Raw genomic sequence first — 21,340 nt, 5'->3', positions numbered from 1 at the left:
TTTTAAATGACTAAAATTCTTATGGTGTGCTTGGGTAATATATGTCGCTCGCCACTTGCAGAAGGTATTTTAAAATCTAAGTTACCGAAACAAAACTATTTTATAGATTCTGCAGGAACTAGCAATTATCATATTGGTAGTTCACCAGATAGTCGTTCTGTAAATATAGCTAGGCATAATAACATAGATATCTGTTTACAACAAGCAAGACAATTTACAGCACAAGATTTTAAAGATTTTGACGTTATATATGCAATGGACAACTCCAATTTAAAAAACATATTAGCATTAGCACAAACTGAGACAGAAAAATCTAAAGTAAAAATTATTTTAAACGAAAGTTATCCAAATAGTAATAAAGATGTTCCTGATCCATATCACGATACAGATAAAGGTTTTGAAAACGTTTTTAATATGTTAGATAAGGCTTGCTCCATAATAGCTAATAGATATTTAAACAATTAAAATATGAATCCACCTGGAAAACTATATCTTATTCCAACAACTTTAGGAGAAAATGAACCTTTAAGTGTTTTACCTCTTACTGTAAAAAAAGTAATAGAAGAAGTTGATGTTTTTATTGTTGAAAATGAAAAAACAGCAAGAAAAGACATAAAACGTATTAGTGCTGGCAAACAACAAAGTAATTTAAAGCTATTTCCCCTAAATAAATTCACAGAAGAAAGTGAATTACCTACTTATTTAGAACCTTGTTTACAAGGACAAAATGTAGGTTTAATATCTGAAGCTGGTTGTCCTGGAGTGGCAGATCCAGGAGCAGACATAGTTAACTTAGCACATAAATTAAACATAAAAGTGGTGCCTTTAGTTGGTCCTTCTTCTATTCTATTAGCTATTATGGCTTCTGGTATGAATGGACAAAGCTTCGCATTTAACGGTTATTTACCTAAAGATTCCTCTGCACGGAAATCAGAACTAAAACGTTTAGAACGTTTAACATACGAGCACAACCAAACTCAATGTTTTATGGAAACACCATTTAGAAATAATAAATTATTACAAGATGTAATTACGACACTAAATGATGACACAGAACTTTGTGTAGCTTGTGATATTACTTTGCCTTCTGAATATATAAAAACACTTCCTATAAAAATATGGAAGAACACTAAAGTTGATTTACATAAAAGACCTACAATGTTTGTAATTCAAAGAAAGTAAAACTAATTTCAGATTTAATACTAGAATTCTTAGCATGTAAATAAGATTTAGTAAATTTGAAAACCTCTTAAGTAAGATAATATAGTTTAGACTTTTGAGTATTACAATTTCGGTATATTCCACAAAATATCTTGGTCATGAATATTACATGTCAAAACTTCCAAAAGAACACCAATTTATAGACCTTTCAGATTATGGAAGATTTTTAGGAAGACTTTTAGCAAACCTCTTAAAAAACACAAAATTTACGCCAATTCACGTTACTTTATTATTTGTTGTAGCTGGACTAATTGCAGTGTTTTGCATTCTAAAAAACCACTATTATTACGCTGCTTTTTTTTTAATTTTAAAATCTATAATAGATGCTGCAGATGGCGAATTAGCACGATTAAAAAATACGCCTAGTTATACTGGTCGCTACTTAGATTCTGTTAGCGATATTCTTTTAAATATATTATTACTGGGAAGTATTACATACGTTACCAACACAAATTTCATGTTATCTTTTGCTGCATTTCTAGGTCTACAACTACAAGGAACATTGTACAATTATTATTATGTAATCCTTAGAAATAAATGTATTGGAGGAGACACTACTAGTCGTGTTTTTGAAGTAAAAACTCCAACTGCTTTACCTGGTGAACAACAAAAACACGTAAATATTATATTTAATATTTACATATTTCTTTATGGAGGTTTTGATAAAATTATTTATGCCTTAGATTCAAAAGCGCACAAGTCAAATCCATTTCCAAATTGGTTTATGATGGGATTATCCATATTTGGATTAGGTTTTCAATTATTACTAATTGCAGTATTTTTAATTTTAGGGTTAGATTATTTAATAATCCCTTTTCTTATTGGAATTTCTGGATTAATTATTGTCTTTATTGGAATTAGAAAAACTCTTTTAAAATAAAAAATCGTTTCATTAATTGAAACGATTTTTTATTACTCATTTGTCGATAGACTTTTAATTAACATCTATAATAGTTTCCTCTTCTTTTACTTTAGAAGTCAACACATAAGTATAAAACCACATAATAGTAAAAGTTGGAATAACATCTAGACCTGGTAAAGCTTCTTCTATAAACGAAATAGCAGCACCAACTTTCCCAGATGTACCTTTATACAATTTCATCATTAAAAAAGCGGAAGCTGGAGCCCATATTACATCGGCAAATTCGCCAATTCCTGGTATAATAAAACTTGCATAGCCTAAAGCATCAAAGATTAAGCTTAAGGCAAGTATAAAGTATTTGTTTTTGATTTTGTTTTTGTTTGTGTTTTTTTCTGTAATCATAATATTTTTTTGCTGTTAATACTATGAATAAAGCAAATAGTGTTCCAAAATCAAGTTTTTAGCAGATTGCTATAATACTGCTTAATCTTATCTAATTTAGGCTGAATAACTAATTGGCAATATCTATATTCTTTATTGTTATTATAAAAATCTTGGTGTTCTTCTTCAGCATTATAAAACACATCTAATTTAGAAACCTTAGTTACTATAGTATCTTCAAAAACATTCTGACTTTCTAACAATTCTATAAATTCTAAAGTTTGTTGTTGTTGTATTTTATTAGAATAAAAAATTTCCGACCTATATTGTGTCCCAATATCATAACCTTGCTGATTTAAGGTTGTAGGATTGTGAGTTGCAAAAAAAACTTCTAAAAGTGTTACAAAAGAAGCTTTATTAGGATTAAAAAAAACTTGAACAGCTTCTGCATGTCCTGTTCTACCAGAAATTATTTCTCTATACGCTGGGTTTTTTATTTGTCCACCTGTAAATCCGGAAACAACTAACTCAACACCTTCAATCGTATTAAAAACTGCTTCTGTACACCAAAAACATCCGCCAGCAAAAGTGGCAACTTCTAAATTTTCGTTTTCCATTTTACAAAAATAAGTGTTATTGATTATTTGAAGCTTTATTTATATATAACAAAATCAATATTTAACGTTTAATTAAGAGGTCAATTCTTTTAGTCAATTAATTTTGCAACATATTCTTTTAAAATGAAACCATTATTAACTTTAATAAGTGCACTATTAATAACGTTTAGTAGTTTTTCTCAAGAAAAGAAATCTTATCAAATTACGCGTTGCCAAAATGCTCCTAAGATAGATGGGATTTTAGATGATGCCATTTGGAATGATTTAGAAATAGCTACAGATTTTGTGCAATTCAGACCAGATGTTGGTATTATAGATACACAAGAAAAGCGCACAGAAGTTAAAATGACTTACGATGATAATGCAATCTATATTGCTGCGTATTTGTATGACAACACAGAGGATATTATGACGCAATTTACTCAACGTGACAACTTTGGTCAAAGTGATTTTTTTGGAATGATTTTTAATCCAAATAACGATGCACAAAACAATACAGAGTTTTTCGTTTTTAGCTCTGGAACACAAGCTGATGCTGTAGAAAGCCCAAATAATGGAGAGGATTTTGGATGGAATGCTGTTTGGGAAAGTAGTGTTAAAATACAGCCAAACGGATGGGTTGTAGAAGTAAAAATTCCTTATAGAGCTTTACGTTTTACGCAACAAGAAGATCCAATTTGGGGAATTCAATTTCATAGACATTTTAGAAAAACTCGCGCACAGAGTACTTGGAACGCTATAGATGTTACAAAAGGAAATATAGGATTATATAATGGTGAATTAAAAGGTTTAAAAAATATTACGCCACCTACTCGACTTAATTTATATCCCTATGCTTCTTATTTAGTTTCTGATTTTGAAAATAAAACCGAAAGTGATTTTGCTGCTGGATTAGATGTTAAGTATGGAATTACAGAAAACATAACTTTAGACGCTACATTAATTCCCGATTTCAGCCAAGCTGGATTTGATAATGTTGAATTAAACCTAGGTCCGTTTGAACAACAATTTGCAGAACAGCGCCAATTTTTCACTGAAGGTGTTGACTTATTTAATAAAGGGAATTTATTTTATTCTAGACGTGTAGGAGATTCTCCTTCAAGTTATCCAAATATAAATTCTAATGAAAATGTTATAGATTATCCAGATAAAGTTCAACTTTTAAATGCTATTAAGATATCCGGTAGAACAAAAAACAGCTTAGGTATTGGTTTTTTTAATGCAATTACCGAAAAAACAGATGTAGATATTTTAAATAGAGACACAAATACAACAAGATCAGAAACTGTAGAACCGTTAACAAATTATAACATAATGGTTTTAGATCAACAGTTTAATAAAAACTCATCAGTAACTTTAATAAATACAAACGTTACAAGAAACAACGGCTTTAGAGATGCTAATGTTACAGCTTTTTTAGTTGATCTAATCAACAAAAGCAATACCTATGGTGCTATTGGACAAATAAAGATGAGTACATTTAATGATTCTGATTTAGAAACTGGTTTTAGTTCTACTGTAGGATTTGGAAAAAACAGTGGTAATTTTAGATATAGTTTACTTCATTTTTATGCAGATGAAAATTACAATCCGAATGATTTAGGTATACTTTTTAGAAATAATTACAGCAATATAGGTACTGAGTTATCTTATAGATCTTTTAAGCCTACTGAAAAATTAAATAATTATTACATAGGCTTTTCAGGAGAATATAACCGCTTAAAAAATCCAAATAAATATACAGGATTAGAACTAAATGCAGAGTTTAGAGCAACTAATAAAAAACTTCATTCTTTTGGAACTAGCTTTGAAGTTAATCCTGGTAAGCAAAATGATTATTTTGAACCTAGAGATAATTTTAATAGCTTCTTTACTACAAAAAACTATTACCAACATAATGTTTGGATATCCAGTAATTACAATACATTCTTTTCTTTAGATTCAAATTTAGGTTATGGAACATTGTTAGATTCAGAACGAAATTATCATAATACGTATTTTAGAGTTTCACCTCGATTTAAATTTAATTCAAAATTTTTATTAGTTCTAGGATTGGAACATAATAATTTAAAAGGAGATCAAGGTTATGTTAATGATCAAGCCATAGATAATAGAATTCTTTTTGGACAACGAAATAGAAAAGATATTGAAACTAGTATCTCTGGAAGTTATAATTTTAATTCTCTTAATGCATTAACACTTAGTTTTAGAAACTACTTAAGTACTGTTGAATATGATTATAACTTATATGTATTACAACCTAACGGAACGCTAGAAGAAAGTTTTATTTATAACAAAACCAATTCTGGTGAAGATGCAACTTTTAATCCAGATGTAAATTTTAATACTTGGAATTTAGACTTAAGCTACACGTGGCAATTTGCTCCTGGAAGTCAATTAACCGCTTTATATAGAAATCAAATATTCAATTTTTCTAACAATGCACAAGACGATTACTTTACAAGCACTAATACGTTGTTTAAACAAGAAGCACGTAATACATTTTCTTTACGTTTAGTTTATTTTATAGATTATGGTGGTATAAAAAATGTATTTAAACCTAAAACTAGCTAATGCTTGCTTAAACCATTATAAACCTTTATTTTTCAGTTTTAAACTTAGAATATGATAGTTGCTAAAAACATTCATAAAAATTACGGTGATTTACACGTTTTAAAAGGTGTAGACTTAACTATTAGTAAAGGTGAAATTATCTCTATTGTTGGTGCCTCAGGCGCAGGAAAAACAACACTGCTTCAAATTTTAGGAACTTTAGATCATTTAAAAAAAGACCAAAACAGTGTTTTAGATATTAACAGTGTTAGCATTCCAAATTTATCAGAAAAGGAATTGGCTAGATTTAGAAACAAACATTTAGGGTTCATTTTTCAATTCCATCAATTATTGCCAGAGTTTACAGCTATAGAGAATGTTTGTTTGCCAGCTTTCATAAATAAAACACCTAAAGTAGAAGCAGAAAAACGTGCCAAAGAATTATTAGATTTCTTAGGTCTTTCTAACAGATATAATCACAAACCAAACGAAATGTCTGGCGGAGAACAACAACGTGTTGCTGTTGCGAGAGCTTTAATAAATAATCCTGAAATTATTTTTGCCGATGAACCTTCTGGGAATTTAGATAGTGAAAGCGCAGAAAACCTACATAATCTATTTTTTAAATTACGAGATACTTACGGACAAACTTTTGTTATTGTTACACATAACGAAGAATTAGCTAATCTTGCTGATAAAAAAATTGTAATGCAAGATGGAAAAATAAAAGTTTAATACTATTACTATTGGACTTAACAGCACAACAACTTAAAACATTTTTAGACTCTAAAGTAGAGCAATACAATACATTAGAGTTTATAGAAACTGATCCTGTACAAATTCCACATTTGTTTTCCAAAAAAGAAGATATTGAAATTGCAGGCTTTTTAGCTGCAACCATTTCTTGGGGAAATAGAAAAAGTATTATTAAAAACTGTCATAGAATGATGGATTTACTGGAATATTCACCTTATGATTTTGTTATCAATCATAAAGAATCAGACTTAAAGCCATTAGAGTCTTTTGTGCATAGAACCTTTAATGGATTAGACTTTATAACATTTATAAAAGGTTTAAAACACATTTACAGCAAACATAATGGCATAGAAACTGTATTTACTAAATATGCAGAAGAAAATTCACTACAAACAAGTATTCACGAGTTTAAAAAAGCCTTTTTTGAAATTGAACATTTACAACGCACCGAAAAACATATTAGTGATCCATTAAAAAAATCGGCAGCAAAACGTATCAACATGTATTTACGTTGGATGATTAGAAACGATAAGCATGGCGTAGACTTAGGTATTTGGAAAACATTAAAACCATCTCAATTATCTTGTCCGTTAGATGTACATTCTGGTAATGTAGCAAGAAAACTTGGTCTATTATCTAGAACACAAAACGATGCTAAGGCATTAACAGAATTAGATAATGCTTTAAGACAACTAGATCCAAAAGATCCCGTAAAATACGACTTTGCTCTATTTGGACTTGGCGTTTTTGAAAGCTTTTAAAGACATAACTATTATGAATAATATAAACATAATCCCGTTTAGAACTGAATACTCTAAAGATTTTTATGCTTTAAATATAGAGTGGTTAAAGCACTACTTCTATGTAGAACCTTATGATGAAGATGTTTTAAGTAATCCTGACAAATACATTATTTCTAAAGGTGGTTATATCTATTTTGTACAAATAGATACTAAAATTATTGGAACAGTTGCATTAATGCCTACCAAAACAAATAATGTTTTTGAGTTGACTAAAATGGCTGTGTCACCAAATTATAGAGGTTTAAGGATTGGACAACAATTATTAGATTACAGTATTAACTTCTCTAAATCTAAAAAATGGGATAAGCTCATTCTCTACTCTAGTAGGAAATTAGAAAACGCCATACATATTTATAGAAAAAATAGTTTTATAGAAATTCCTGTAGAAAAAAATTGTCCATACAAACGTTGCGACATTAAAATGGAATTAGCTTTTTAAAATAGCACTTGCAAAGCTATTTCTAAACTTGACTTTGTCAAATTTTTAAGCTAACTTCGTTTAACTGCTGATATAAAACATTAAAACGTATTCATATCATCTTGTTAAACGAATCTTTCACATAACAAAAAATTAAAAAAAATGCCTTACTATATAGTAAGGCATTTTAAATTTATAAACTATTTAAGCTTTTACTTTTCGAACGTTTTTAACGTTTTAACAATAATAGACACACAATCTAATAATTGCTCATTTGTCATAATCAATGGTGGCGCAAAACGAATAATATTTCCGTGTGTTGGCTTAGCTAAAAGACCATTATCGCGTAAAGCCATACAAATATTCCAAGCTGTTTCACTTTCCTCATGATCATTAATAACAATAGCATTAAGTAAACCTTTACCTCTAACTAAAGTTACTAAATCTGTAGTTTCAATATATTTATTTAATTCTGCTCTAAATAATTCTCCTAAATCAAATGCTTTTTGTGCTAAATTTTCTTCTTTAACAACCTCTAAAGCTGCAGTAGCAACAGCAGCAGCAACAGGATTTCCTCCAAAAGTACTACCATGATTTCCTGGTTTAATAACATCCATAATGTTATTGTTAGCTAAAACAGCACTTACTGGGTAAACTCCTCCAGATATAGCTTTACCTAAAATTAAAATATCTGCTTTAACTTCTGGTGTACCAGAACAATTTTTGTCTGTGCAAGAACAGTTTCCGCAAGTAGCTAATAAACGACCAGTTCTAGCAATTCCTGTTTGTACTTCGTCTGCAATAAATAAAACATTGTGCGCTTCACATAATGCTTTTGCTTTTGCTAAATAACCTTCAGAAGGCACATAAACTCCAGCTTCACCTTGAATTGGCTCAACTAAAAACCCTGCAATATTAGCATTACTTTTTAAAGCATCTTCTAAAGCTTGTAAGTTATCATATTCAATTTTAATAAATCCATCTGTGTAAGGTCCAAAGTTTTTACGAGCAACTGGATCGTTAGAAAAAGAAATAATAGTGGTTGTTCTTCCATGAAAATTATTTTCGCAAACAATAATTTGCGCATCATTTTCTTTAATACCTTTTACTTCATAAGCCCATTTTCTACAAAGCTTTAAAGCAGTCTCAACAGCTTCTGCACCTGTATTCATAGGTAACATTTTATCAAATTTAAAAATGTCTGTTGCAAATTTCTCATATTTACCAAGCATATCATTATAAAATGCTCTAGAAGTTAAAGTCAAGGTTTTAGCTTGCTCTACCATTGCATTTACAATTTTTGGATGACAATGTCCTTGGTTAACTGCAGAATATGCCGATAAGAAATCGTAATATTTTTTTCCTTCTACATCCCAAACAAAAACGCCTTCACCTTTACTTAACACAACAGGTAATGGATGGTAATTGTGTGCTCCGTGTTTGTTTTCTAAATCTATCGCTTCTTGCGATGTTAATTGGTTTAAAACAGCCATTTTTTAATATTTTTAAAGTTATAAAGTAGCCATTCCTTCTATACCTTTATCCTTTCGAGAGTTCGAAAATTCAGCGTGGGAGAGAAATCATCCCTGAGAAATTGCAAATTAATCAAATTAAAAGGGATTAAAAATTTATTTAATAAAAAATACTACTTATTTAAATTAATTTCAATTAAACTCACTAATTCATACTGGTAAAAAAATCAAATCAACATAAATTAAAAAAAGCACCTCAACCAAGCTCCTTTTTTTATAATTTTGCACTATAAAATTTAATACATGCCAAGTAGACCTAGAAACAAATTTGTTAAGAGAGGACAAATTATAGAAATAAAAATTGAAGATTATGCTTTTGGTGGAAAAGGCATTGGACGTATTAGAAACGAACATGGAGAATTTGTAGTATTTGTTCCCAACACATTACCTGGGCAACTGGTAAAAGCACAAATAAAAAAAGCAAGTAAAAAATACGCTGAAGGTAAATTATTTGAAGTTTTAGAAGCTTCAAGCGATGAAATTGAGATGCCTTATCAAGAAATTGCAGGTGCGCCTTACATTAAACTTCCGGTAGAAAAACAACACGAATATAAAAAAGAGAGTACGCTTCAATTATTTAAACGCATAGGTAAAGTTGAAAATATTGAAGATTTGTTTGATGAATTTATCACCTCTCCAAACGACTTCCATTATAGAAATAAGATGGAGTATAGTTTTTCTGCTATTGGATACAATAGAGAAAAAAAAACTGATGTTGATGAATTTACGTTAGGTTTTAAAAAACGTGGTACTTGGTGGTGTGGAGAAAACCTAGATAAAGATAGCGGGTTATTTGATAAAGAATTTGAAGACCAACTTATAAAAATTAAAACCCACTGTGAAGCTACTGGTTTAGAGCCTTGGCACGGACCAAAAAGAGAAGGTTTTTTTCGTTTCTTAGTAGTACGTAAGTCTTACAAAACTAATGAGTTACTTTTTAATTTAGTAACCACATCGCACGACCTACCAAAGTTTGATTTAACTAAATTTTCAAACTATTTAGTTGAGTTATTTGGAAGCAGAGTTGCTGGACTTTTACATACTATTAATAACGAAGTTGGAGATAGAACGCTTGCAACTGCAGGAAGTATAGATTTAGTTTACGGGAAAGATAAAATTATTGAAGAACTTTTAGGGTTAAACTTTGAAATTAGCATGAAAAGCTTTTTTCAAACCAATCCCAAATCTGCCGAACGTTTATATACCAAAGTGGTTGATTATGCGTTAGAAAATAAAGAAGCAATTGATAATACAGTTGTTATGGATTTATTCTGTGGAACAGGAACCATTGGACAAATTATAGCTTCTAGATCAAAAAACACAAAAATAGTTGGTGTAGATATTGTTGCTTCTGCGATTAAAGATGCGAAAAAGAATGCGAAAAGAAATAATATAGATGGCTTAACCTTTTTTGCTGCAGATGTAGGGAAGTTTTTATTTGAGCATCCAGAATATAAAGAAAAAATAAGAACTATAATTTTAGATCCTGCAAGAGCAGGAATTGCTCCTAAAACACTTAATAAAATTATAGCTTTAAATGCAGATAGAATGGTTTACGTATCTTGTAACCCAGCAACACAAGCAAGAGATACAGAAACCTTAATGCAAGCAGGATATAACATAAAAAAAATAAGTTTAGTAGATCAGTTTCCTCACACAGCACATATTGAAACTGTTGTCTTATTTGAGAAATAATTATGAAAAAATACATTTTAATACCCTTTTTAATTGCCTTGTCTATTTTTTCATGTGAAAAAGACGACATTTGCGCCGCTACTACTGCTACTACGCCAAGACTACTTGTGAGTTTTAATGATAATATTTTGAGAGACAATCAAAAAAACGTAACAGGTTTTCTTGCTGTAGGGTTTGATTTAGATACTGCTCTAGAGAATTATAGCGTTATAACTACCGCAGATGCTATTTTACCATTGCGTACAGACGCTACAGAAACTAAGTATAGATTTTTTTTAGATTACGAAATAGATGATAATGGAACTCCTGATGACGAAACTGATGATTTCCAAACAGGAAATGAAGATATAATTACAATAAATTACACCATAAAAGAAGTTTTTGTTTCTAACGCTTGTGGTTACAAAGTGCAATACGAAAACGTAAGTATTACCATAGAACCAGATGGAGATAATTGGCTTTTATTTCAGGAAGCTTTAAACGAAAATTTAATAATAGCAGATGAAACGACAACGCATTTTAATCTATATCATTAGTAGTTTTTTACTACTAAGCGTTTCGTTAACCGCACAAAACGAAACAGAAACTACAACCGATTCTATATCTACACAACCAAGAAAGTTTGGTGTTCGTGTAGGAACAGATGCTTCTAAATTATTGAGAACAGCTTTAGACGACGATTATACAGGTTTTGAACTTATTGCTGACTATAGGTTTAGCCGAAAGTTTTTTATAGCTGGAGAACTAGGTAATGAGCAAAAAGAATTTGTAACCGATTTTTTAGATATTACTACTAAAGGAACTTATTTTAAAATTGGTGTAGATTATAATATGCACGACAATCTTTTCCCGTTAGATAATATGATTTATTCTGGATTTAGAATTGGAGCAAGTAGTTTTAGTCAAACCCTAAATAATGCTACATATTATACGACAAACCAATATTGGCAAACACAAGGTGTTGCAAATGAACTAAAAGAATATAGCGGATTAACAGGTCTTTGGGCAGAAATTCAAATGGGAATTAAAGCCGAAGTTTTAACTAATCTATACGTAGGTTTTAATGCGCAATTAAAATATTTATTTAGTCAAGATATACCAGAGAATTTCACCAATGTATTTATCCCTGGCTTTAATAAAGTATTTGAAGATAGTAAGGTTGGTGTAGGTTACGGTTATACTATTTCTTATAGAATACCTTTGTATAAGAAGTAAGTTTTTACTTCTTATACAACTTTTGTTTAGTTGTTTTTTTTTTACAAAATTAAACTTCTAGTTCTTTTCAACTAAACTAGTTTAATTGCTTGTATAAAACATATTCAAAACAAACCTTTACAAACTCACTAAAAACTCTTCAGGTTTATAGTTTACAATAAAACTAAGCTAAAAGGCTCTAATTGCTCTAACATAACTATTAGGATAGTCGACACCAGAGCCAAAAGCATACTGATTACCATCTGTAAACCATTGTAGCCACAAATTAGAACTTCCGCCTGTGTAGTTTGAAGAGCTCCAGTAAGTTGCTTCATTAAAAGCAGTTCCTCCATTTGCTAGACATGTTGTATTAATTGTAGATTTATTTAAGTACATTAAATTTAACTCTTCCTTTGAAGGTAAGTACCAATCTCGAAATGACAGTATAATTGATTCTTGACAAATTTTTGCAGGATGAGTTCCTGTATGATAATAAGATGTAATAAAAGATGTTGCCATTTTCCCGCCATATATTCCATCTCCTGTTACAAACTCTTGATAAGGAGCATCAAAATCCCTATTACCATAACTAGAAATTTGTGAAGATTGATCGGTAATAGCACATACTAAACCGTGTTGTCCTGAACTATCAACCCAGAAAACAACACCTCCATGAGCAAAATCACCTACACTATAAGTAGAATTAGTCGGTATGTTTGGTAGGTTGGTTAGATCGTTATAGTTACCACTAAATACATTATCTGCTGTTTTTGCATTTAATGCATATGGTACACTAAGTAACTGAGTTGTTCCTATACTAACATAAGTACTACCATTTGATACATCAATACTCGTTTCTATAAAATATAAATCAGTTGCCCAATCTATAGTATTAAAAGTGTCTGTACTTGCTCCTTGCCCTACAATCAGGTTAAAAACACCATAGGTATTTGTTGTTGGAGAATGTGTTTCTGTATAAATAACAGATCCAGAAATAGTGGTTTTATGTAATTGAAACTCTACACCAACTATTGTGTTGGCAATAATATCTCCAGAAGCATCTCTTGCTACTGCCTGGTAATTAAATCCTTCTGGCGCTTGTGCGAAAGAGATAACTGACACCAGAAAAATAAATAATACAATATGTATTTTTTTCATAATCTTAAATCATTAATTTTTATTATAATTTGGATATCTATATCCTAGTCTTCTAATAGTGATTCTTCAAAAAAAAACAATTTTAATAAAGAGTAGCTTTAATCTATGAAACACTATTAAAAATCATATAAAATTTCTCATATTAACATCTTCATAATTACGTTTTACAAAGTCTAAAACATTAGAAACAATTTCTCCCATATTAGTACTTTTTCTAAATTCTAAATCCAAAGTAAAATTATAAATTTCTTCGCGTAATAGTTCCATATGCTCAGGAGTAGAAATCGTATCATTTTTCATACAGTTTAGGAGCTTATTTAAACGTTTTTTATAACTTATCATTCGTTTTGCTATAATAGATCGTTCTTCAATTTGATATTGTTCTATAGACTCCTCACCCATTTTTTCTTTAACCAAATCGACCATTTTTAAGTTTTCCTTAAAAAACTGAGGTCTATATACTCTTAATTTTCCTTCGTAACACTGCTGATCAAAATCTATAGCTCTTATTTTATATACAACGTGATCAAAATCGTGAGTTGGTACAATAACATAATTATAAGAACGCATATCTCCTAACAAGCGAATTAAACAGCGCTCATTAAACTTTACAAATTCTTTAGCAATTTGAGTTTTTTCGGAAGGAATACAATCGTCTAAATAATTTTTAATAAACTCATCTCCAGGAATCCCTGCAATATGTTCTTCAATTAAAGTGTCTTTATAAACTAAAAAATTAAGCTGGTCCGGAGATAACATTTGCTCCAATTCTAGTCCATAAATTCTAGAAGCATCTGCTGTTTTTACGTAAAAATAAGTATAATTGTCATTTAAAATATTTCTAATTTTTATACGAAAAGGTTTAGAGTTTCCAAACGTACAAAAATCAATTGCATCTACACTTAAAAACTTAGTAACTGTATCATTTCCATCAGAATTTAGAGCTGAATAAATTCGTTTTAGACTTAAATCAATCTCTTCTCTTTCAAACTGGTTGTAATAGACTCTAATCCAAAGTGTATCATTATCATCTTTATCATAAACCACAAAAGAACCTTCGAAGCGTAACAAATCGTTATAAAAAATAGGTAATCGAATATTTCGATTATATTCTTGCAAATACTTATTCAACTTATCAGACACAGGATAAGTTGCTTTTTTGTGGGTTATTTTAACATCGTTCATAGGACTAAAAAACTAACTGTTGTATTAATAATTGAGTTTACTTTTTCAACTTCATAAATTAACTCTAATCTTTAGTTATTTTAAAATACCTAAAGAACCTTTCCCTTCTCTAACAACCTCAACTTCACCATTAGTAAAATCTAAAATTGTAGAAGCCTGATTATCTCCGTATCCGCCATCTACAACTACATCTACTAGTTTATCCCATTTTTCTAATATTAACCCTGGATCTGTGGTGTATTCTAAAATTTCGTCTTCGTCTCTAATAGAGGTAGAAACAATTGGGTTTCCTAGAGCTCTAACTAACTCTAAAGTAATATTATTATCTGGCACACGAATACCTACTTGCTTTTTCTTTTTAAATACACTTGGCAAACTTTTAGAACCTGGAAGAATAAAAGTATATGGTCCTGGCAAAGCTTTCTTTAAAACCTTAAAAGTTGTAGATTCTATTTGCTTAGTATAATCGCTTAAATTACTTAAGTCATGACAAATAAAAGACCAATTAGCTTTATCTAATTTTACACCTTTTATTCGTGCTAACTTCTCTAACGCTTTATTGTTAGTAATATCACAACCTAAACCATAAACTGTATCTGTTGGATAAATAACCAAACCACCTTTTTTTAAAACATCTACCACGCGTTTTATATCTCTTGGGTTTGGATTTTCTTCGTAAAGTTTAATTAATTCAGCCATAATTATAATGTTAACAATGAAAACTAACCAATAATAGTCAATTTTGCAAAGCGTAATAATAATTTTTTAGTTCCACCAACATCAAACTTAATTTCAGCTTTTAAATCGCTTCCTTTACCTTCAATTTTTAAAACTTGTCCTTTGCCAAATCTCATATGAGATACAATAGATCCCATAACCAAATCTGTATCGAATAAGTTTGCACCTTCGTTTGATGATTCTTTAGTTGTAGCACTAACCTTTTTTAGGTTTTTAGGAGTTGATACTTGGAATTTCTCTGGAGCAGATTTATCAACTTTCTTTTTAAATTTTGGTGTTATAGCTTTTTTAAATCTAATTTTATTTGGTGGCGTATCTCCAAAAATATCCGCGGATAACATTGGATTAACACGCATATCTTCTTTTGGTGTAATATATTCTAAATATTGATCGTCTATTTCTTCAATAAATCGACTTGGCTCAGAATCTACAAGTTTTCCCCAGCGGTAACGTGATAAAGCATAAGTTAAATAGGCTTGTTTTTCGGCTCTAGTTAATGCTACATAAAACAAACGTCTTTCTTCTTCTAGTTCGCTACGAGTATTCATACTCATAGCACTTGGAAATAAGTCTTCTTCTAGTCCTACTACAAATAAATGATTAAATTCTAATCCTTTAGATAAATGTATCGTCATTAGTGCCACTGCATCTTCAGAACCTTTTTCGTTATCTAAATCTGTCGCTAATGCTACATCTTCAAGAAATTCTGCTAAACTTCCTCTAGAATCCACCACTTCTTCCTGGCCTTCAACAAAATCTTTTATACCATTTAAAAGTTCTTCAACATTTTCTAATTTTGCTACACCTTCTGGCGTACCATCTTTATTAATTTCTTTAACTAAACCTGTTGCTCTAACAATATGTTCTGCAAGCTCGAAAGCTGTTGCTGTTTCATTCATTACCTGAAACGATTCTATTAACAAAGCAAACTCGTTTAATTTTTTTTTAGCTCCAGAATTAACACCAATATCTACTTTATCGATATTTTGAACCACTTCAAAAATAGAACGCTTATAACCATTTGCTGCAACCGTTAATCTATCTACAGTAGTTTGTCCAATTCCTCTTGCAGGATAATTAATTACACGTTTTAAAGCTTCTTCGTCTTTGGGATTAATAATTAATCTTAAATAAGACAAAACGTCTTTTATTTCTTTACGCTGATAGAAAGATAATCCGCCATAAATACGATATGGAATATCACGTTTACGTAACGCGTCTTCCATTGCACGAGATTGAGAATTCGTTCTATATAAAATAGCAAACTCACTATTCTGCATTTGGTTATTCATTTTAGTTTCCCAAATGGTACTTGCCACAAAACGACCTTCGTCTCCATCTGTTAAACTTCTATGTACTTTTACTTTTCCACCTTCATCATTAGAAGTCCAAACTACTTTTTCTAACTTGGTTTTGTTTTTCTCAATTACCGAGTTTGCAGCGTTTACAATGTTTTTAGTAGAACGGTAATTTTGTTCTAGTCTGTATTCCTTAACATCATCGTAATCTTTTTGAAAATTTAAAATATTACTAATATTAGCACCACGAAAGGCATAAATACTTTGCGCATCGTCTCCAACCACACAAATATTCTGAAACTTGTCTGCTAAAGCTCTAACTATTAAATATTGTGAATGGTTTGTATCTTGATACTCATCTACCAGTATATACTTGAATTTATTTTGATACTTAGCTAGTACTTGTGGAAATCGTGTTAAAAGCTCATTTGTTCTTAATAACAAATCATCAAAATCCATTGCTCCAGCTTTAAAACAACGATCTACATATTCTTGATAAATCTCTCCCATTCTAGGTCGCCTTGCCATAGAATCAGCTTCCATTAAATCTGGGTTTTTATAATATGATTTTACAGTGATTAAATTATTTTTATAGGAAGAAATACGAGAATAAACCTGTTTAGTTTTATAAATATCTTTATCTAAACCTTTTTCTTTTATAATAGATCCCATTAATTTTTGAGAATCTTGTGTATCGTAAATTGTAAAATTACTTGGAAAACCTAAATGATGACCTTCTACTCTTAATATACGAGCAAAAACCGAGTGAAAAGTTCCCATCCATAAATTTTTAGCTTCGCTTTCTCCAACAATCTGACCAATACGCACTTTCATTTCTCGTGCAGCTTTATTGGTAAATGTTAGTGCTAAAATATTAAACGAATCTACACCTTTGTGCATTAAATAAGCTATTCGATAAGTTAACACACGAGTTTTTCCAGATCCTGCACCTGCAATAACAATCATAGGTCCATTTACCTGAACCGTTGGAGCGTATTGTGCTTCGTTTAGCTGACTTAAATATTTTTCCAATTCTTAATAGTTTTAAGTTGTAAAAATACAAATTGTGTTGGGCTTCTTTAAAAGGAATTACTATAAATTATAAACAATTAGTCCTCATAAATATAAAACACACAATATTGATATTAAATAATTTAAGTATTAATTATTTTTCAATGTACAAATTCGCTATTTATTGACAATTTTCCCTAAATCAGTACATAAATAAACATCATACTTATACAAACTAAAACTTAGGTTTGCAAGAAATTTATAAACTTAACATTTATTATGAAAAAAATGACTTTATTATTTGTGGTATTAATCACAAATTTAAGTATTTCTCAAACAGATATTTGGACATCTGATAGTGAAGATTACACGAACTGGACATTTCAGGATGTAGATAATGACGGAGATGATTGGCAAATAGATGATAGTGGAAATAATGTTGGTTTTGGCTTTAGCGGGACAGTTTTCTTTTCTGATGCTAATAACAAAACACCAAATAATCTTTTAAAATCTCCAACTTTTAATATTAATTCATCTTTAACCACTTTAAATTTCGAAATGAGAATAGGTAACGCTATTGGAGTACCATTCACTTTAGAAAATTATGCAGTTTATATTTACGATACAAGTGTTAATCCAACTGGAATATATACATCTGCTACTGAAATTATTAATACAACGGCAAATCAAACTTCATCCTCAGAAATTATATCAGCAACAATTCCTTCAAATTTTGCAGGAAAAAATGTTGGTATAATAATTCGTCACTATAATACTAGTGGAGTACTTGGTAATTTATTATTGATTGATGATTTTAAAGTCTCTTCCCCTATGAATATTCCAAATATACTATTGTCTGCAAAAGTTTTATTACAAGGAGCATATTTTAACCCAAATTCTGGAGAAGAAAACCTAATGAGAGATGATTTACGTATCGCTAATTACATTCCAACAATATCTCCTTATTCTGATGCTTTAACTTGTAATGCATCCGTATTTAATGCTACAGGAGCAAATGCTATTGTTGACTGGGTTTGGTTAGAGCTAAGAGACGCAATAGACAACACTGTTATTGAAACTAGTACTTCTGCATTATTACAAAGAGATGGTGATGTTGTTTCTGTAGATGGAATATCCAGCTTAAGTTTTAACTTACCTAATGACAACTATTATATAGCTATAAAACATCGTAATCACCTAGGTATAATGACAGCTAATACAATTGCATTATCAGGAATTCCTGTAAGTGTTGATTTTACAGATGCAAATAATCCAATAACATACGGTACAAATGCACAAACAACCTTTAGTATGCCAACAAATATTTTAGGAATGTGGGCTGGAGATGTAAATAATGACGGTAAAATAAACTATATAGGAGTTGAATCTGAAATCCCTTTTATTTCTAGTCACGTTTTTAACGACCCAGATAACTCTTTATTTGGCGGTCCACCTACAGCAACTTATAGCTCTTTAGGTTATTATAGTTCAGATATTGATCTAAATGGTCAAACAATATATATTGGGGTTAGCTCTGATATTCCATTTTTAAGCGGTAATATTTTTAATAATCCATCTAACTCTTTATTTGGTGGTCCACCAACAGCAACTTACACCTTTACACAACAACTACCAGAAGGTGCCAATTAATTTACATAAAACAATAAGTTTAAGTCATTTAAATTCTAACCATATTATTAGATAGTAGTTAGTTATGAATTAAAATATATTTTCAAATTACAAATCAGAAAAGCTTCTAATTCTTATGAATTAGAAGCTTTTTGTTATTAACAAAAAGCGATTAAATAATCGTAGTCACATAATGTTAGTAGTTTTTTTTAGTGCTCTTTTATCTTTTCAAAATATTATGTACCTTAACAAATTATCTTCTTATTAAACTTATGAATAAACTCTACGTATTGTTAATTACTAGTATGCTTCTCGCTTGTAAACAACAAAAAGAAACAAACCCAATAACCGAAGTTGTTTCTGAAGCAAAGGTAGTTATAGAAAAAGTTGACAATCATAAACTGTTTTCAATTTTAGGAAACTTCTCAAAACCTTTGACAAATAACTTAAATGCTAATATTGCCTTAAGTAGTATAGAAGGTGATAAACTTTTTATGTATTCTAAGAACAATAGTAGCATACCAAAACTTATTTATAGCACTCCAAACATAGGTAATAATTTTGCGTGGACTAAAGATGGAATCCATATTGTTTTTAAAGAAAAAACAGCAGATTATCAAACCAAAATAATTAAATTAAACACTACTACTTTAGAGAAAAAAGAACTTAAAAACCTACCTAAGCATACTGCTCTAAAAGCTTTAAAAATTAGTGATACTATTTATTACTTAGATCAAAAAACCTTAGCTGTAAAAGCTAAGTTTAAAAGTAAAGAATGGACTATTTCTTCAGAAAAAGGGAATTATTACAATATTGAAGTTTCTCCTAATAACAAATACATTATAGCCCACAAAGGAGCTTTTATTTATTTATTTACAACTTCAGGAGAGTTTATACGAAAATTAGGCAAAGGCATTGCTACAGCTTGGCATTCAAATAGTAAACAAATTATTGGTTTTATAGACTCTTCAGTAGATGGACATCAAATTACTGGTTCAGAACTATACTTATATCACATTACTGACGATCCAATTCAAATAACACATTCTGTAGATGAAATAGAAACTTGGCCTTCATTTAAAAACAATTCCGAAGTTATGTTTCGTGACGAAAAAAGAAATGGTGTATTCTCTACAAACATAAAAGAATATATTAATTGAAACTAAGAATTTACATCTGCATTTTATTTTGTTTCATCTGTTTCAATACATTTAGTCAAACTATAGTTATAGATCCAGGTCATGGCTATTGTGCAGACTGTACCCAAAGTTGCACCTCTAACGTAAGAAGCAATACCGAAATTCTAACAGCAATGAGTGTTGGAAACAAACTTTCTACCTTATTACAAAATTGCCCTTCTGTAACAAGTTATTTAACACGAACCACATCAGGTTGTGGAGATTTCCCTTCGTTATCTCAACGTGCTGCAATGTCTAATAGTTGGAGCGCAGATCGCTTTTTAAGTATTCATTGCAATGCTGGCGGCGGCTCGGGAACAGAAACATTTTGGTGTGATAATAGCAGTTCATCTAATGCAGCTTGTGAGAATTTTGCCACAGAAGTACAAACTCAAATGGTAACCTACGGCGATTGGAATTCTAGACGCGTGGTAGAAGACGATTCTTATTTAAATTTTCATTTAGGCGTATTAAGTCCAACTAATGCTATTGGTTGTTTAAGTGAAATTGGGTTTGTTGATTCCGCAGATGCTACAAAATTATTAGACGATACTTGGAGAAATCAATTTGCTCTAGCATATTATATTTCCTTACAAAACGATTTAGGAATAACTACGTGTACTGGTTTAGATTGTTCTAGCGCAATTCCAGTTACTTGTGGCAATACCTACAATGGAAGTAGCTCTTCAGCCACATCTTTAGTAGATACTTATGGTTGTAATACTTGGACGGAATCTGGTCCAGAACGAGTTCATACCATCACTCCTACTTCTAACGGAACACTAACTGCTAGTTTAAGTAATTTCACAGGAGATTTAGATGTCTATATTTTAGGGAGTTGTAATCCTAATGATTGTTTAGGAACTGTAAGTTCATCTTCAGCAACCTACACAAACGCAATTGCAGGAACTACGTATTATATTGTTGTAGATGCAGATGATGGTAGCGGAAGTAGTTACGATTTAACGGTTACTTGTCCTATTGAAGACATTTATATAAATAACATAAACAGCAACACAAATAGTTTAGCACCTGGATATGATATTACCATTACAGCTAACCAAAATTATACTGGAGCATCAACAAACATCTATGATTCGTACCTGTATTA

Annotated in this window: 20 protein-coding genes; 13 read left to right on the top strand and 7 right to left on the bottom strand. The window is 30.4% G+C overall.

From position 1 onward, the window contains the following. Positions 1 to 6 precede the first annotated feature (6 nt). From ACFDSN_RS02080 to ACFDSN_RS02070, 3 genes are all read left to right on the top strand, one after another. Positions 7 to 465 (top strand): low molecular weight protein-tyrosine-phosphatase, encoded by a 459-nt coding sequence (locus tag ACFDSN_RS02080; RefSeq protein ID WP_375238166.1) that lies wholly within the window; start codon positions 7 to 9, stop codon positions 463 to 465. 3 nt (positions 466 to 468) lie between these two features. Further along, on the top strand, positions 469 to 1,182 hold the full coding sequence (locus ACFDSN_RS02075; RefSeq protein ID WP_375238165.1) for an SAM-dependent methyltransferase: 714 nt from the start codon (positions 469 to 471) through the stop codon (positions 1,180 to 1,182). Between the two features lie 148 nt (positions 1,183 to 1,330). Further along, positions 1,331 to 2,101, top strand: coding sequence for a CDP-alcohol phosphatidyltransferase family protein (locus tag ACFDSN_RS02070; protein ID WP_375238200.1), 771 nt, complete (start codon positions 1,331 to 1,333; stop codon positions 2,099 to 2,101). A gap of 54 nt (positions 2,102 to 2,155) precedes the next feature. On the opposite strand, the gene ACFDSN_RS02065 is transcribed toward ACFDSN_RS02070, so the two are convergent. Both ACFDSN_RS02065 and msrA read right to left on the bottom strand, forming a co-directional pair. After that, positions 2,156 to 2,485: a hypothetical protein gene (locus tag ACFDSN_RS02065; RefSeq protein ID WP_375238164.1), complete on the bottom strand. Its 330-nt coding sequence runs from the start codon at positions 2,483 to 2,485 to the stop codon at positions 2,156 to 2,158. 50 nt (positions 2,486 to 2,535) lie between these two features. Then, positions 2,536 to 3,081, bottom strand: a complete 546-nt coding sequence (msrA, locus tag ACFDSN_RS02060) for a peptide-methionine (S)-S-oxide reductase MsrA (RefSeq protein ID WP_375238163.1) — start codon at positions 3,079 to 3,081, stop codon at positions 2,536 to 2,538. Between the two features lie 123 nt (positions 3,082 to 3,204). Between msrA and ACFDSN_RS02055 the strand changes: the two genes are divergently transcribed. The 4 genes from ACFDSN_RS02055 to ACFDSN_RS02040 are packed head-to-tail and all read left to right on the top strand — an operon-like array spanning position 3,205 to position 7,632. Next, the gene (locus ACFDSN_RS02055; RefSeq protein WP_375238162.1) at positions 3,205 to 5,655 is read left to right on the top strand and encodes a DUF5916 domain-containing protein; all 2,451 of its coding nucleotides are present in this window, start codon (positions 3,205 to 3,207) and stop codon (positions 5,653 to 5,655) included. Between the two features lie 51 nt (positions 5,656 to 5,706). Then, on the top strand, positions 5,707 to 6,369 hold the full coding sequence (locus tag ACFDSN_RS02050; protein WP_375238161.1) for an ABC transporter ATP-binding protein: 663 nt from the start codon (positions 5,707 to 5,709) through the stop codon (positions 6,367 to 6,369). Positions 6,370 to 6,380: 11 nt separating this feature from the next. Then, a complete protein-coding gene (locus tag ACFDSN_RS02045) occupies positions 6,381 to 7,151 on the top strand; it encodes a TIGR02757 family protein (RefSeq protein WP_375238160.1) in 771 nt (256 codons plus the stop codon). 13 nt (positions 7,152 to 7,164) lie between these two features. Continuing rightward, positions 7,165 to 7,632 (top strand): GNAT family N-acetyltransferase, encoded by a 468-nt coding sequence (locus ACFDSN_RS02040; protein ID WP_375238159.1) that lies wholly within the window; start codon positions 7,165 to 7,167, stop codon positions 7,630 to 7,632. Positions 7,633 to 7,823: 191 nt separating this feature from the next. Here ACFDSN_RS02040 and rocD read toward each other — a convergent pair whose 3' ends face one another. Beyond that, positions 7,824 to 9,104 carry an ornithine--oxo-acid transaminase gene (gene rocD, locus ACFDSN_RS02035; RefSeq protein ID WP_375238158.1) on the bottom strand — a complete coding sequence of 427 codons (1,281 nt, stop codon included), beginning with the start codon at positions 9,102 to 9,104 and terminating at the stop codon, positions 7,824 to 7,826. A gap of 282 nt (positions 9,105 to 9,386) precedes the next feature. Between rocD and rlmD the strand changes: the two genes are divergently transcribed. The 3 genes from rlmD to ACFDSN_RS02020 are packed head-to-tail and all read left to right on the top strand — an operon-like array spanning position 9,387 to position 12,053. Continuing rightward, positions 9,387 to 10,838, top strand: coding sequence for a 23S rRNA (uracil(1939)-C(5))-methyltransferase RlmD (gene rlmD / locus ACFDSN_RS02030; protein WP_375238157.1), 1,452 nt, complete (start codon positions 9,387 to 9,389; stop codon positions 10,836 to 10,838). A gap of 2 nt (positions 10,839 to 10,840) precedes the next feature. Then, positions 10,841 to 11,374 carry a DUF6452 family protein gene (locus ACFDSN_RS02025; protein ID WP_375238156.1) on the top strand — a complete coding sequence of 178 codons (534 nt, stop codon included), beginning with the start codon at positions 10,841 to 10,843 and terminating at the stop codon, positions 11,372 to 11,374. Beyond that, a complete protein-coding gene (locus tag ACFDSN_RS02020; protein WP_375238155.1) occupies positions 11,340 to 12,053 on the top strand; it encodes a DUF6048 family protein in 714 nt (237 codons plus the stop codon). The genes ACFDSN_RS02025 and ACFDSN_RS02020 overlap by 35 nt, the downstream gene beginning before the upstream one ends. A gap of 168 nt (positions 12,054 to 12,221) precedes the next feature. On the opposite strand, the gene ACFDSN_RS02015 is transcribed toward ACFDSN_RS02020, so the two are convergent. From ACFDSN_RS02015 to ACFDSN_RS02000, 4 genes are all read right to left on the bottom strand, one after another. After that, a complete protein-coding gene (locus ACFDSN_RS02015) occupies positions 12,222 to 13,190 on the bottom strand; it encodes a hypothetical protein (protein ID WP_375238154.1) in 969 nt (322 codons plus the stop codon). A gap of 123 nt (positions 13,191 to 13,313) precedes the next feature. Further along, positions 13,314 to 14,375 (bottom strand): hypothetical protein, encoded by a 1,062-nt coding sequence (locus ACFDSN_RS02010; protein WP_375238153.1) that lies wholly within the window; start codon positions 14,373 to 14,375, stop codon positions 13,314 to 13,316. Positions 14,376 to 14,450: 75 nt separating this feature from the next. Further along, complete coding sequence (locus ACFDSN_RS02005) at positions 14,451 to 15,074, bottom strand: L-threonylcarbamoyladenylate synthase (protein WP_375238152.1); 624 nt, start codon at positions 15,072 to 15,074, stop codon at positions 14,451 to 14,453. A 23-nt stretch (positions 15,075 to 15,097) separates the two neighbouring features. Further along, positions 15,098 to 17,443: an ATP-dependent helicase gene (locus tag ACFDSN_RS02000; protein WP_375238151.1), complete on the bottom strand. Its 2,346-nt coding sequence runs from the start codon at positions 17,441 to 17,443 to the stop codon at positions 15,098 to 15,100. A gap of 258 nt (positions 17,444 to 17,701) precedes the next feature. Here ACFDSN_RS02000 and ACFDSN_RS01995 point away from each other — a divergent pair, with 258 nt between their 5' ends. The 3 genes from ACFDSN_RS01995 to ACFDSN_RS01985 form a co-directional block, all read left to right on the top strand. Further along, a complete protein-coding gene (locus ACFDSN_RS01995) occupies positions 17,702 to 19,072 on the top strand; it encodes a hypothetical protein (protein WP_375238150.1) in 1,371 nt (456 codons plus the stop codon). 251 nt (positions 19,073 to 19,323) lie between these two features. Next, positions 19,324 to 20,211, top strand: coding sequence for a hypothetical protein (locus ACFDSN_RS01990; RefSeq protein WP_375238149.1), 888 nt, complete (start codon positions 19,324 to 19,326; stop codon positions 20,209 to 20,211). Further along, a partial coding sequence (locus ACFDSN_RS01985; protein WP_375238148.1) for an N-acetylmuramoyl-L-alanine amidase occupies positions 20,208 to 21,340 on the top strand: 1,133 nt, incomplete at its 3' end. The genes ACFDSN_RS01990 and ACFDSN_RS01985, both read left to right, overlap by 4 nt.

The organism is Aurantibacter sp. (genome assembly GCF_042094015.1).
GTDB lineage: Bacteria > Bacteroidota > Bacteroidia > Flavobacteriales > Flavobacteriaceae > Aurantibacter.
This window is presented reverse-complemented; position numbering and strand designations above follow the sequence as displayed.

Bases quoted from the DNA above. Each gene is read 5' to 3' on its own strand.
- ACFDSN_RS02080 (WP_375238166.1), top strand. From the start codon at position 7: ATGACTAAAATTCTTATGGTGTGCTTGGGTAATATATGTCGCTCGCCA.
- ACFDSN_RS02075 (WP_375238165.1), top strand. From the start codon at position 469: ATGAATCCACCTGGAAAACTATATCTTATTCCAACAACTTTAGGAGAA.
- ACFDSN_RS02070 (WP_375238200.1), top strand. From the start codon at position 1,331: ATGTCAAAACTTCCAAAAGAACACCAATTTATAGACCTTTCAGATTAT.
- ACFDSN_RS02065 (WP_375238164.1), bottom strand. From the start codon at position 2,485: ATGATTACAGAAAAAAACACAAACAAAAACAAAATCAAAAACAAATAC.
- msrA (WP_375238163.1), bottom strand. From the start codon at position 3,081: ATGGAAAACGAAAATTTAGAAGTTGCCACTTTTGCTGGCGGATGTTTT.
- ACFDSN_RS02055 (WP_375238162.1), top strand. From the start codon at position 3,205: ATGAAACCATTATTAACTTTAATAAGTGCACTATTAATAACGTTTAGT.
- ACFDSN_RS02050 (WP_375238161.1), top strand. From the start codon at position 5,707: ATGATAGTTGCTAAAAACATTCATAAAAATTACGGTGATTTACACGTT.
- ACFDSN_RS02040 (WP_375238159.1), top strand. From the start codon at position 7,165: ATGAATAATATAAACATAATCCCGTTTAGAACTGAATACTCTAAAGAT.
- rocD (WP_375238158.1), bottom strand. From the start codon at position 9,104: ATGGCTGTTTTAAACCAATTAACATCGCAAGAAGCGATAGATTTAGAA.
- rlmD (WP_375238157.1), top strand. From the start codon at position 9,387: ATGCCAAGTAGACCTAGAAACAAATTTGTTAAGAGAGGACAAATTATA.
- ACFDSN_RS02025 (WP_375238156.1), top strand. From the start codon at position 10,841: ATGAAAAAATACATTTTAATACCCTTTTTAATTGCCTTGTCTATTTTT.
- ACFDSN_RS02020 (WP_375238155.1), top strand. From the start codon at position 11,340: ATGAAACGACAACGCATTTTAATCTATATCATTAGTAGTTTTTTACTA.
- ACFDSN_RS02015 (WP_375238154.1), bottom strand. From the start codon at position 13,190: ATGAAAAAAATACATATTGTATTATTTATTTTTCTGGTGTCAGTTATC.
- ACFDSN_RS02010 (WP_375238153.1), bottom strand. From the start codon at position 14,375: ATGAACGATGTTAAAATAACCCACAAAAAAGCAACTTATCCTGTGTCT.
- ACFDSN_RS02005 (WP_375238152.1), bottom strand. From the start codon at position 15,074: ATGGCTGAATTAATTAAACTTTACGAAGAAAATCCAAACCCAAGAGAT.
- ACFDSN_RS01995 (WP_375238150.1), top strand. From the start codon at position 17,702: ATGAAAAAAATGACTTTATTATTTGTGGTATTAATCACAAATTTAAGT.
- ACFDSN_RS01990 (WP_375238149.1), top strand. From the start codon at position 19,324: ATGAATAAACTCTACGTATTGTTAATTACTAGTATGCTTCTCGCTTGT.